14 protein-coding genes and 3 pseudogenes are annotated in these 11,843 nt (G+C 35.1%); 2 read left to right on the top strand and 15 right to left on the bottom strand.

Annotation, left to right across the window (positions count from 1 at the left end; all coding sequences use genetic code 11):
• Window positions 1–231: 231 nt before the first annotated feature.
• The 5 genes and pseudogenes from ACH6CY_RS15225 to ACH6CY_RS15205 all read right to left on the bottom strand — a co-directional run bounded on the left by ACH6CY_RS15225 (window position 232) and on the right by ACH6CY_RS15205 (window position 3,457).
• Entirely contained in the window at window positions 232–699 is a 468-nt protein-coding gene (locus ACH6CY_RS15225) for a DUF600 domain-containing protein (protein WP_374068165.1), read from the bottom strand.
• An 11-nt stretch (window positions 700–710) separates the two neighbouring features.
• Window positions 711–1,637, bottom strand: coding sequence for a DNA/RNA non-specific endonuclease (locus ACH6CY_RS15220; RefSeq protein ID WP_374068164.1), 927 nt, complete (start codon window positions 1,635–1,637; stop codon window positions 711–713).
• Window positions 1,638–1,662: 25 nt separating this feature from the next.
• Window positions 1,663–1,770 (bottom strand): annotated as a pseudogene (locus ACH6CY_RS15215) (recombinase family protein); the annotation flags it as partial.
• Between the two features lie 521 nt (window positions 1,771–2,291).
• Entirely contained in the window at window positions 2,292–2,681 is a 390-nt protein-coding gene (locus ACH6CY_RS15210) for a hypothetical protein (protein WP_374068163.1), read from the bottom strand.
• 17 nt (window positions 2,682–2,698) lie between these two features.
• Complete coding sequence (locus ACH6CY_RS15205; protein WP_374068162.1) at window positions 2,699–3,457, bottom strand: hypothetical protein; 759 nt, start codon at window positions 3,455–3,457, stop codon at window positions 2,699–2,701.
• A 343-nt stretch (window positions 3,458–3,800) separates the two neighbouring features.
• On the opposite strand from ACH6CY_RS15205, the gene ACH6CY_RS15200 reads away from it, so the two are divergent.
• Both ACH6CY_RS15200 and ACH6CY_RS15195 read left to right on the top strand, forming a co-directional pair.
• Window positions 3,801–4,010, top strand: coding sequence for a helix-turn-helix domain-containing protein (locus ACH6CY_RS15200; protein ID WP_374068161.1), 210 nt, complete (start codon window positions 3,801–3,803; stop codon window positions 4,008–4,010).
• Window positions 4,011–4,272: 262 nt separating this feature from the next.
• Window positions 4,273–5,417 (top strand): IS3 family transposase gene (locus ACH6CY_RS15195; protein ID WP_483874868.1). Its coding sequence is split into 2 segments (ribosomal slippage): window positions 4,273–4,555 and window positions 4,555–5,417, totalling 1,146 coding nucleotides; the frame shifts between segments, so codons are not numbered across the junction.
• A gap of 165 nt (window positions 5,418–5,582) precedes the next feature.
• On the opposite strand, the gene ACH6CY_RS15190 is transcribed toward ACH6CY_RS15195, so the two are convergent.
• From ACH6CY_RS15190 to ACH6CY_RS15145, 10 genes and pseudogenes are all read right to left on the bottom strand, one after another.
• Entirely contained in the window at window positions 5,583–5,888 is a 306-nt protein-coding gene (locus ACH6CY_RS15190) for a hypothetical protein (RefSeq protein ID WP_374068159.1), read from the bottom strand.
• A 6-nt stretch (window positions 5,889–5,894) separates the two neighbouring features.
• The gene (locus ACH6CY_RS15185; protein WP_374068158.1) at window positions 5,895–6,662 is read right to left on the bottom strand and encodes a hypothetical protein; all 768 of its coding nucleotides are present in this window, start codon (window positions 6,660–6,662) and stop codon (window positions 5,895–5,897) included.
• Window positions 6,646–6,795: pseudogene (locus ACH6CY_RS15180) on the bottom strand (recombinase family protein); the annotation flags it as partial. The pseudogene ACH6CY_RS15180 and the gene ACH6CY_RS15185, both read right to left, overlap by 17 nt.
• A gap of 330 nt (window positions 6,796–7,125) precedes the next feature.
• On the bottom strand, window positions 7,126–7,575 hold the full coding sequence (locus ACH6CY_RS15175; RefSeq protein WP_374068157.1) for an SMI1/KNR4 family protein: 450 nt from the start codon (window positions 7,573–7,575) through the stop codon (window positions 7,126–7,128).
• Window positions 7,576–7,590: 15 nt separating this feature from the next.
• Window positions 7,591–8,463: an HNH/ENDO VII family nuclease gene (locus ACH6CY_RS15170; RefSeq protein WP_374068156.1), complete on the bottom strand. Its 873-nt coding sequence runs from the start codon at window positions 8,461–8,463 to the stop codon at window positions 7,591–7,593.
• 551 nt (window positions 8,464–9,014) lie between these two features.
• On the bottom strand, window positions 9,015–9,398 hold the full coding sequence (locus ACH6CY_RS15165) for an immunity 22 family protein (RefSeq protein WP_374068155.1): 384 nt from the start codon (window positions 9,396–9,398) through the stop codon (window positions 9,015–9,017).
• 5 nt (window positions 9,399–9,403) lie between these two features.
• Complete coding sequence (locus ACH6CY_RS15160; RefSeq protein ID WP_374068154.1) at window positions 9,404–10,294, bottom strand: hypothetical protein; 891 nt, start codon at window positions 10,292–10,294, stop codon at window positions 9,404–9,406.
• A pseudogene (locus ACH6CY_RS15155) lies at window positions 10,278–10,427 on the bottom strand (recombinase family protein); the annotation flags it as partial. The gene ACH6CY_RS15160 and the pseudogene ACH6CY_RS15155, both read right to left, overlap by 17 nt.
• Before the next feature lie 433 nt (window positions 10,428–10,860).
• Window positions 10,861–11,310, bottom strand: a complete 450-nt coding sequence (locus tag ACH6CY_RS15150) for an SMI1/KNR4 family protein (RefSeq protein WP_374068153.1) — start codon at window positions 11,308–11,310, stop codon at window positions 10,861–10,863.
• A 10-nt stretch (window positions 11,311–11,320) separates the two neighbouring features.
• Window positions 11,321–11,843: HNH endonuclease (locus tag ACH6CY_RS15145; protein WP_374068152.1), on the bottom strand; the 523-nt coding region annotated here is incomplete at its 5' end.

The raw sequence follows: 11,843 nt of genomic DNA, 5'->3' as shown, positions 1-11,843 counted from the left end.
GAGGATAAGTATGGTAGTATCTGATGATTTTAGGTTATTTCACAACAAAGGAAATTCACTAGATAGGGTACCCTTTTAAAGGTGTCGTACATACTAAAGGATTTGTTAAAACAACTTATCCGGCATAGAAAGAGTATCTATTTTCTATTTATAACTAGCGGTTCATTCGGTACTAGGTAGCCCCTCAAAAAAGAAACCTTGAAAGGCACTTAAGCCAATCAAGGTCTAGTTTTACAAATTATTTCCCTTCACTTTTTCGAACCATAAACCAAAGATATCATCTGGTAATAGTTCGTCATCAATAGAATAAACTAAATCATATCTATATTTTCCTTTTAAGCTATTTTTCTCTACATTATAATGTAATTTCATTTCTGTTGGCATATCTTTATTGAACACTTCACATTTTTTATGAATAAGCTTTAAATTTTGATTACCTATTCTTAGTGCAGCCTTCTGTCTTTCTTTGGAAACATCATAAACTCGATTTTGTTGACTATCCAATTCTTTTGAAGCTTCGTTTAGTTGATGTTTATGAACAACTTTTCCATTAATTTTATAAAAAAAATCAAAAACATACATTTTTGGTTCATACGAACAATAAATAAAAATTTCATCAGCCTTATTATCAACATACTCTAAACAAATAGCCACCATGTCTGTTTGTAATTCTGAAAAATAGTCCTCAAATAACTTCACATAATCCCCCCCTAGTTCTCTAAACTTGCGAACCTCATACGACCATCTATTTCATATTCTATATCAAAGCTGCTAGGTCTTAAACTATTTCCTTCGTAATTAACCGAAACGTCTTTTCCTTCTTCTATTGCTTTAGCCCATTGATTTTCTAGCTTTTTGTATTTACTCAAGTTAACACTACTTGATTGCGACACAAGATTATCCAAATCTGGAGAACCTCCAAATCTATCAGCTGCTAGATGTTCTGCGTGGTCTCCAGGTTCTTTTCCAGGTGTGTTGGACTTATGAGACAATCTATTATTACGTTTTGTTAGTTTTAAGTCATCCGCATTAAAATCAGTAAGTCTCCCTAAACCATCTGTCTTATATTGATAATTATATTCACCTGCTTGATATTTAACATTTGGTTTTAATTTACCACCTTTAACCAAGTGACTACCATCCTTAATGTTATCATCAAATACCTGTCTAGTACCATTACCCGTACCCTTAGTAACTTTCGCAAAGCTCGTGTGTATCTCTTGTTCACGCATCGCGTTGATAGGTAAGCGTGGGCCTCCTGCCATCGCAACATCCGTTTGTGAAACAAGTCCGTTAAACCAATGATCGACGAAGGATCTTGCCGATTGCGTGTTTCGAACGACGCGTTCATGTGCTTTTTTAGTGATATCTTTGGTAACAGCCTTAGATGCAGGTGTCAGTTCTATCGCCGTAGGAAGGATCCCTGCTAAACCGAGTGATAAGCTTGCTTGCCGTTGACTGGTAGTGAGCGCATTGCCTAAGATATCTTTTCCAGTTAAATACTCAGAAAAGCCATTAGCGGAAACTAATCCATATATACCATATTCGGTGTTTTTTATGACTTGTAAGCTTTTCGTTGTTTTATACATGTCGAATACCGTTTCACTAGCAACCGCATATTCCGCTAATTCCTTCATTTTGAAAAATATGTATTAAGTTCTAATCTTGTTCTATACGGTATACTTTAATTTCATCTTCTTAATATTTCAAGCTATATCCATCTCTTGCCTCCCCTTGAGTTGAGACTCGTATATACCCAACAACGCTCAAATTTTTCACCCTCCCGTTACGAAAATTACGAATAGCGAGTATTATACGACCATCTCTAATAAAAATACAACCAAAAATTTACAAGCTAGCAATATAAGAACGCTCTTTCACGATACCCATTGTTTATCGCCACGAGCTTTGTTACTCTCGTTTGATAGTCCCCATCGCTCCATCAGCAATCAAAATCCTTTCTTTTAAAGATGTTAATAAATCCAAACTTACTTCACCTCCACTATTTATGGGAATATAAATTTGTTATCTATGCCATGTCATAATAACACCCCCTGCCATATAAAATGTTATCTCGCCTGTTTATTTTATTATTTTCACTAACAAAGTACTAAAACAGAATGCCTTGATGGTACAACCTTCATGAGTTATGAATTTCATAAGCATTTTTTATATTGTCTATAACTCACTAAAAAACACTTGATGCCCGAATATGGCAATCAAGTGCTTTACAGATAGCTATATGACTATTGTGAGTATTATTACTTTATGAAATTAAACTTTTTCTCCTTTTAATCAGTAGTTGTCCTTAAAAATTCTATACTTATTCTGTCAACTTTTATTTCAATATATTTATCCATCAATTCATGATAATCTAAGAAATACTCATCTTCGTCAGTAAAAACTAATCCTGCATCAATTTTATCCTCATGTAACAAACCTCTTATATAATACTCATAACCCAAACCAATACGCTCTATTTCCTTCTTCTCTCCCTGGATTTCACGAATCATTAACTCATTTAAGATAGTAAATCCTATTAATACAGGATAACTTTTTCCTACTTCAATTTTATAAGGACAAATAAAAGCAAACCCTGTAAATTCAATACCCTCGATCTCGATTATCACTTCTTCCTCAATTTGTGGGTCTAGCCTTTTAACAAGAGCCGTATATACCATAAATAAATCCTCCCTTCCTACTCTGCTGGATTAATCACTGGAATATTTTCACCATTAATGGTCTTCCAAATCTTTTTGCCACTCTGAGTGTGGTAGGTCGTAATATCTCCGTTATTATTAGTACCTACAAATTCAAACTTTGCTTTACCATTTTTGTTATTTCCCATAAACTTGACATATCCTGTCCTTATTTCATCTTTATATTCATACTTCACCTTTATGCCATTATTGATAACCTCTTTTGCACCTTCAAGATACTCGTCGGCATTTTTATATAATTCATCAAATTCCTTCCCATGCTTATCAAAATGTCCTTCTAGTTTAGCACGATCTGCAAAAGCTGAAGGACTTTTACCCGCCCCCTTAGTGACTTTCGCAAAGCTCGTGTGTATCTCTTGTTGTACGTGAGTATCACGCATCACGTTGATAGGTAAGCGTGGGCCTCCTGCCATCGCAACATCCGTTTGTGAAACAAGTCCGTTAAACCAATGATCGACGAAGGATCTTGCCGATTGCCTGTTTCGAACGACGCGTTCATGTGCTTTTTTAGTGATATCTTTGGTAACACCCTTCAATGCAGGTGTCAGTTCTATCGCCGTAGGGAGGATCCCTGCTAAACCGAGTGATAAGCTTGCTTGCAGTTGACTGGTAGTGAGATCGTTGCCTAAGATATCTTTTCCAGTTAAATACTCAGAAAAGCCATTAGCGGAAACTAATCCATATATACCATATTCGGTGTTTTTTATGACTTGTAAGCTTTTCGTTGTTTTATACATATCGAATGACGTAACACTAGCAAACAAATTCCACTAATTCCTTCATCACTAAAAATACGGATCAAGTTCTAGTCTTGTTCTTTACAGTATACTTTAATTTCATCTTCTTAATATTTCAAGCTATATCCATCTCTTTCCTGCCTTGAGTGGAGACTTGTATATACCCAACAACGTTCAAATTTTTCACCCTCCCGTTACGAAAATTCTAATTAACGTAACGCTTAGACGCTATATTCAACATAAATTTATTGCATACGTCTTTAGCGATACAACAAACTCCTTTACCGATACAAATTTATTGTGGTATCGTAAAAGTAACATGAAGAAGAGGAAGGGAATTACCATGCCAATATCAATCAAACTAAAGGCAAGCCTTAAGGAACGTGACCTTTCACAGCGTGAATTGGCAAGAATGACAGGGATGCGTCCTAATACGATTAGCCATCTTTGTTTAGACAATGTGGACAGAGTGTATCTATCAACATTAGAAACCGTATGCAAAGTGTTAGACATCGACATTCAGGAGTTAGGTGGAGTAGTCCTCTTGTACTAGTAATCGTTCTATGTACGTCAATGTTGCGAAAAAATTTAAAAGGCAAGAAGAAAGCAAAGGTAAAGTATTTGGGGATGAGAATGATAGTAACTGACGATTTAGAGGTTATTTACAAGAAATAAAACTAAGTAAATGGGGTATATGTTTTTAAGGTAGTGTACGTACTATTTAATTTGTTAAAACTGGACAGGTTACACTAAGTTAGACAGAATCATTAAGGTCATATAAACTTGATTCAACATGTGTCGGAGGTGAATCAATTATGACGAAAAGAAAGAGAAGAACATTCACAAAGGAATTCAAAGAACAAATCGTTCAACTTCATGCTTCTGGTAAGCCTAGAGGTGAAATTATCAAAGAATATGAGCTGACGCCATCTGCCTTTGATAAATGGGTTCGCCAACATACAGCTTCTGGATCATTTGAAGAAAAAGATAATCGTACACCTGAACAAGAAGAGTTATTAAAACTTCGTAAAGAAAACCAAAGACTGGCGATGGAAAATGATATTTTAAAGCAAGCCGCGCTGATAATGGGACGAAAGTAGATGTGATTCGAAATAACGCTCACAAATACTCGGTATCAGCAACGGTTTTCATGTACCGAGTAATCGCAGGTACAATGTGCGAAGTCCTTCAAATCCCTAGAAGTACGTACTATTATGAAGCGAAAGAACGTGATAACCAGGAAGAGGAACTTACGAAAGTAATTGTTGAAATATTCAAAGATAGCCGCAATATATATGGACAACGAAAGATAAAAGTAGAGTTACAGAAACGCGGTTGGCAAGTTTCACGTCATCGCATTGGGCGAATTATGAAAAAGCAAGGTCTTGTGTCTAAATATACGGTAGCTCAATTCAAACTTGTAAAATCAACGCTAAACGAATCGGAAGTTAAAAACGTACTTAACCGAGAATTTAATCAGGACAAGGAGTTAAAAGTTGTTGTTAGTGATTTAACTTATGTTCGAGTCGCTCAAAAGTGGCATTACATTTGCTTTTTAACAGACTTATTTAACCGTGAAATTATCGGATATAGCGCTGGTCCGCATAAGACGGCTGCTTTAGTTCAACGTGCGTTTGCGTCTGTCCCGTACAATCTAAATCGTCTCGAATTGTTCCATACTGATCGAGGCAGTGAGTTTAAAAATCAGCTTATTGATGATGCTCTTGAAGCTTTTGATATTGAACGATCGTTAAGTGAAAAAGGAAGTCCTTACGACAACGCCGTCGCTGAAGCAATGTTTAAAACCATTAAAACAGAGTTTATCAATGGTACTGTTTTCCCTTGTCAACAAGCCCTTGATCTTGAACTATTCGATTACGTAAATTGGTTTAATAATATTAGAACGCATGGATCATTAAATTATTTAACCCCTGCTGAATACAAGTTACTCCATTCTTAATTACCCTTAAGATAATTGTTCAGTTTAGTGTTGACATTCCAAACACACTATTGGTCATACAAGGGTTATGTTTATTATCATAATTACAATCGTTTTATTCGGTACTACCCTCTCCTCTTTAAAAAAAGCCTTAAAAGAGGAATAACTCTTTTAAGGCTTTTCATACTAATCATTATTGAATTTGTCTTTATACTCTTTTAATATTTTTGTATTCAAATCACTTATCTCTGAAAAATGCCACTCGAAAGTCGTTATAATTCTATGAAATTCAAATAACATTTCCTCTACTTTGTTACCATCATTTAGATTTACAGTATTAAAACCACCTAGTACTTTGTCTAATTCACTAGATAGAACTTTTAAATCCTCCAAATTATCGTACTGTTCATCAATATCGTCCTTCGTTACAATATCGGTTTTAGAATTAAGTTTTTCTAGTATTGATAATACTTCTCGTAACTTATATTCCACTTTTAATTACCTCCACCCTTTAACAACACGCCCAAGTGCTTTCTTAGTCTTATCAGAGTTTAAAGTACCATCTAAATTTAAAACGTATTTTACGTTGCCAGTCTTATCTATCACCTCTAAATGGTCTTTATGCAACCCATCAAGATAAATTCCATAACCCTTTTTTAGATATTTACTATCAGTTTTTTGTGTTACTTTGTAAATTGTTTGTCCATCATATTGTACACTGCTTTTGGATAATGAATTTTTTATAGTTTTTCCAAATTTCACACCAAAGAACTCATTCATATTAGATACTGGTTTAACCGTACCCTTAGTAACTTTCGCAAAGCTCGTATGTATCTCTTGTTGTACGTGAGTATCGCGCATCGCGTTGATAGGTAAGCGTGGGCCTCCTGCCATCGCAACATCCGTTTGTGAAACAAGTCCGTTAAACCAATGATCGACGAAGGATCTTGCCGATTGCGTGTTTCGAACGACGCGTTCATGTGCTTTTTTAGTGATATCTTTGGTAACACCCTTAGATGCAGGTGTCAGTTCTATCGCCGTAGGAAGGATCCCTGCTAAACCGAGTGATAAGCTTGCTTGCCGTTGACTGGTAGTGAGCGCATTGCCTAACATATCTTTTCCAGTTAAATACTCAGAAAAGCCATTAGCGGAAACTAATCCATATATACCATATTCGGTGTTTTTTATGACTTGTAAGCTTTTCGTTGTTTTATACATGTCGAATGACGTAACACTAGCAAACAAATATTCCACTAATTCCTTCATCACTAAAAATACGAATCAAATTCGAGTCTTTTTCTATACTGTATACTTTAATTTCATCTTCTTAATATTTCAAGCTATATCCATCTCTTGCCTCCCCTTGAGTTGAGACTCGTATATACCCAACAACGCTCAAATTTTTCACCCTCCCGTTACGAAAATTAAAATTTATGTAACGCTTTTTAAACGAATAGCGAGTATTATACGACCGTCTCTAGTAAAAATACAATCCAAATTTTTTTATCCAAAGCATAAAAAAAAGGAAAAACACCTGTTACCTAATAGGCAATCAAGTGCTTTATAGTTAGCTATATAAAATACTCCATTAGATTAAAACGGCATCTCGCATAATTATATGGCAATCTTTTATAAACAAAATATCATTATACAAACTCTTGACGGTACAACCATCAAGAGTTTTTGATTTTCAGCCATCTCATTTATAATTTCTTTTTATTTATCTATCTTAAAAATTTTCTTCCCATGCTTCTTTTGCATCCAACAACCTTTGTGATAAAAACTCATAAAAATCCTTTGCTGTATTGTAGTCATCAAGCCCTCCTGGTCTATTCCACGCTATTACCGGGCACTCATTATTCTCCATTTCACTGATATATAGACAATAAGCATATTCTCCAGCATCTTCAATAACTACTAAATCCTTGTCCATTCCTAAATCTCTATATCTCTTTGTATTAACAACAACAGTAGCTCTATTTGACTTAGCCACTCCTAAAATATTAACTCCATATAACCCTCCAGAACCATAGGTAGTTAAAAACCACTTATAACTTTCTGGTAAATCCACCCCTAGCTCATTTTGGATAGAATTAATTTGACTTTCATCTACTCCACCTGTAAAGTCATCTGATTCCTTATGTTCATTAATAAAGTGTATTAATTCCTCTTTATCCAATCAAGGTTCCTCCTTTTACAAATCACTTTTATCTATTTGTTTAGCTCTCCATCTCCAATATTTACTTCTAAAGTTGTCATATTGCTTTTTTAATACAGGGTCATTTCTAAAACTCCCATCATTCTCCACCAACCCATGCAAAATTTTATTATATTCATCATGCATACTTGCAGGAATTTCTACCATTGATCCTGGCTCTCTTTGGATTAAATGATGAAGTTCTATAACCGTTCCACCTTTCCAAATCGGTGCTCTTCCTTTTTTCATTAATTGAAAATTTGTCATACCAGAATCAGGATCGATTCTCTTATAATCGATATCAATCCTTTGAAAAACCCGTCTGCTAATATCTCTTACTTCTCCATTAACCTTTGTTGTCCCAGTATATTCCACAGCTTTATAGTTTTTATACTCTTTACCCGTACTCTTAGTAACTTTCGCAAAGCTCGTGTGTATCTCTTGTTGTACGTGAGTATCACGCATCGCATGGATAGGTAAGCGTGGGCCTCCTGCCATCGCAACATCCGTTTGTGAAACAAGTCCGTTAAACCAATGATCGACGAAGGATCTTGCCGATTGCGTGTTTCGAACGACGCGTTCATGTGCTTTTTTAGTGATATCTTTGGTAACAGCCTTAGATGCAGGTGTCAGTTCTATCGCCGTAGGAAGCATCCCTGCTAAACCGAGTGATAAGCTTGCTTGCCGTTGACTGGTAGTGAGATCGTTGCCTAAGATATCTTTTCCAGTTAAATACTCAGAAAAGCCATTAGCGGAAATTAATCCATATATACCATATTCGGTGTTTTTTATGACTTGTAAGCTTTTCGTTGTTTTATACATGTCGAATGACGTAACACTAGCAAACAAATATTCCACTAATTCCTTCATCACTAAAAATACGAATCAAATTCGAGTCTTTTTCTATACTGTATACTTTAATTTCATTTTCTTGATATTTCAAGCTGTATTCATCTCTTGCTTGACCTTGAGTCCGAAACCCGTATATACCCAACAACGTTCAACTTCTCACCCTCCCGTTACGAAAATTGAAATTTATGTAACGCTTTTTTAACGAATAGCGAGTATTATACGACCATCTCTAATAAAAATACAACCCAATTTTATCTGCCCTGACGCTAAACTAGTTACCTTCTTACGCAACCTACCTTTTATCGCTACGAGCTTTGTCATTCTCATTAGTTTTTTAGGCATTCCCTGTCATAACTACCCCTGCCATGTAAAATGTCATTTCGCCTGTCTATCTTATTATTTTCACAAACAAAGTATTAAACAGAATGCCTTGAAGATACTACCTTCATGAGCTATGAATTTCAGTAAAGCATTATCTAATATCGTCCAAAGTTAAAATTTCTACAAAAAAAACAAAAACACCTGTTGCCTTTTTGACAATCAAGTGCCCTACTCTACACTGTAACAATTTAGTCTATATACTCTGCTGTACCTATAAAATCTATTTTGTATGCATTTTTATTTACTGAAGATACAGGCTTTCCATCTTTATCATAATTATAATTATAAATTAAAATAATGGTATTATATTTAGAGTTTAACTTAACATCGATAAACTGCTTTATTAATTGATCATCATATGAAAAATCTACTAGAAGCTCTTTTATATCATCTTCAGTATCCGGTACCCAATCCTTTTCAATTAAGTCTCTGTCATAATAACCTAATTTAAATTCTCTCTCAAAAACAGAAGGAATACTATCTCCATCCTCATCATAAATTATTTCAGTGTATTTTGCGACCTCATTAAAATTGCTGAAGTTTCCCAACCACAAAGAAACATCATTTTTCAATGTTTTTACCTCCTTAGACCTTCTGGTAAATCCAGAACTCCATTTTTCATTCTTTTACTAGCCCATTCATTTAACTCTCTAACAAAGCTTTCATAATCAGGTGCAGAATCAATAATTTTTAAAATCTCATTATGTGCTTTTGTAGAGCCACGTCTCCCATGACGTCCGGGAGGATTTACAAATTCAACATCTTTAGTAAGGCTCCTCATGTCTTTTATATCATCCATTCTTACACCCCACTGCTTAAATTTAGGTGTTCTTGCTACAAGGTGCCATTCATGGTATCCTCCTGGACGTCTTATCCTATCCTCAATCTTACTTCTCAAATGTGGGATACTCCACATTTCCTCAAATTTATCAACTGATAAACTATCAAACCACTTATTAAATTGGTTATTTCTAACTGAAGGAATCTGTATATTCTTACCCGTACCCTTAGTAACTTTCGCAAAGCTCGTGTGTATCTCTTGTTGTACGTGAGTATCACGCATCGCGTTGATGGGTAAGCGTGTGCCTCCTGCCATCGCAACATCCGTTTGTGAAACAAGTCCGTTAAACCAATGATCGACGAAGGATCTTGCCGATTGCGTGTTTCGAACGACGCGTTCATGTGCTTTTTTAGTGATATCTTTGGTAACAGCCTTAGATGCAGGTGTCAGTTCTATCGCCGTAGGAAGGATCCCTGCTAAACCGAGTGATAAGCTTGCTTGCCGTTGACTGGTAGTGAGATCGTTGCCTAAGATATCTTTTCCAGTTAAATACTCAGAAAAGCCATTAGCGGAAACTAATCCATATATACCATATTCGGTGTTTTTTATGACTTGTAAGCTTTTCGTTGTTTTATACATGTCGAATGACGTAACACTAGCAAACAAATATTCCACTAATTCCTTCATCACTAAAAATACGAATCAAATTCGAGTCTTTTTCTATACTGTATACTTTAATTTCATTTTCTTGATATTTCAAACTGTATCCATCTCTTGCTTGCCCTTGAGTCGAGACTCGTATATACCCGACAACGTTCAATTTCTCACCCTCCCGTTACGAAAATTAAAATTTATGTAACGCTTTTTAAACGAATAGCGAGTATTATACGACCATCTCTAATAAAAATACAACCAGATTTTATCTGCCCTGACGCTAAACTAGTTACCTTCTTATGTAACCTACCTTTTATCGCCACGAGCTTTGTCATTCTCATTAGTTTTTTAGCCATTCCCTGTCATAACTACCCCTTCCATGTAAAGTGTCATCTCGCCTGTTTATCTTATTATTTTCACAAACAAAGTACTAAAACAGAATGCCTTGACGGTACTACCTTCATGAGCTATGAATCTCATAAGCATTTTTTGCTTGTCTAAGAGCATAATATTCCTCACCAAAAAGCACTTGTTGCTTATTAAACAATCAAGTGCTTTATAATTAGCTGTATAATGTTCTTCATTGTTAATATTTATTTTTATTCTTCAGTGTCCTCATATAAATTACCTAAGAATTCATAAATACCGTTTGCTAAAAAAAACATGTTACTCATATCATCAGGGGCTTCCGGTTCTTGTTCATGATCCCAAAAATAAATTTTGTCATAATAAGGTTCCTTTGTCCCTAAACATATAACATTTCCTGAAGGGTCATCTCCTATTGGAATAAATCCTACTGGTAACCTCTCATCCATTATCTCGATAAAATCTGTCAAATTATCATACATATCACCAATACCATAAAAAACATTCAAAACACTTGGTCCTTGATCTTCAGATATTATAAATAAATTAGGTATCACTTTCCCCCCATTCCATTTTAGTAAAAAATTAATATATTGTTCAGTTAGTTTAATATTATTTTCATTTTCAAATATTTTTATTTGTTCTAACGAAAGATTATCATGTGAACCATAAATTTTCGTCATATTTATCCTCCTAATCTCCATTAATGATACTTACTCCACCAGCATGAGTAAATTCTCTATGAACTTTTTTATCAACAAGAATCATTGTTTTTCCATCTTGATGATGATGCCAAGTATAACCTTCAGTTGCTTCATTTAAAGAAGCAACTGGTGGGGCAGAATCTTTGTTCAATCCCGCCTTTTTATTTGCGTTTTTATTATCCAATGAACGATTGGTTGGACTTGCAATTTCAATTTCTACCGGCTTAACAGTTGGATGTGCATATTCAGTGAAGTCTGGATAACCATCAGGATACCTTACAGTCTGCTCCTTCTTATTTGTATATACCCAGGTACCATCATCATTAATTTTCACTATACCACCCTTATTTGTCCATTTATCTGGTGCAGGAGAATATGATGGTTTAGTGGCAAGTTGTTTTTTTGTAAATTGAACTCCTAAATTACCATTACCCATACCCTTAGTAACTTTCGCAAAGCTCGTGTGTATCTCTTGTTGTACGTGAGTATCACGCATCGCGTTGATAGGTAAG

This window comes from Paraliobacillus sp. JSM ZJ581, from assembly GCF_044383835.1.
Taxonomy (GTDB): domain Bacteria; phylum Bacillota; class Bacilli; order Bacillales; family Amphibacillaceae; genus Paraliobacillus.
The sequence above is the reverse complement of the archived record's forward strand: the minus strand, read 5'-3'. Positions and strand labels throughout refer to the sequence as shown.

Coding starts and splice junctions, on each gene's coding strand:
- ACH6CY_RS15185 (WP_374068158.1), bottom strand. CDS start 6,662: ATGAAGGAATTAGTGGAATATTTGTTTGCTAGTGTTACGTCATTCGAC.
- ACH6CY_RS15170 (WP_374068156.1), bottom strand. CDS start 8,463: ATGAAGGAATTAGTGGAATATTTGTTTGCTAGTGTTACGTCATTCGAC.
- ACH6CY_RS15200 (WP_374068161.1), top strand. CDS start 3,801: ATGCCAATATCAATCAAACTAAAGGCAAGCCTTAAGGAACGTGACCTT.
- ACH6CY_RS15150 (WP_374068153.1), bottom strand. CDS start 11,310: ATGACGAAAATTTATGGTTCACATGATAATCTTTCGTTAGAACAAATA.
- ACH6CY_RS15210 (WP_374068163.1), bottom strand. CDS start 2,681: ATGGTATATACGGCTCTTGTTAAAAGGCTAGACCCACAAATTGAGGAA.
- ACH6CY_RS15220 (WP_374068164.1), bottom strand. CDS start 1,637: ATGAAGGAATTAGCGGAATATGCGGTTGCTAGTGAAACGGTATTCGAC.
- ACH6CY_RS15160 (WP_374068154.1), bottom strand. CDS start 10,294: ATGAAGGAATTAGTGGAATATTTGTTTGCTAGTGTTACGTCATTCGAC.
- ACH6CY_RS15205 (WP_374068162.1), bottom strand. CDS start 3,457: ATGTATAAAACAACGAAAAGCTTACAAGTCATAAAAAACACCGAATAT.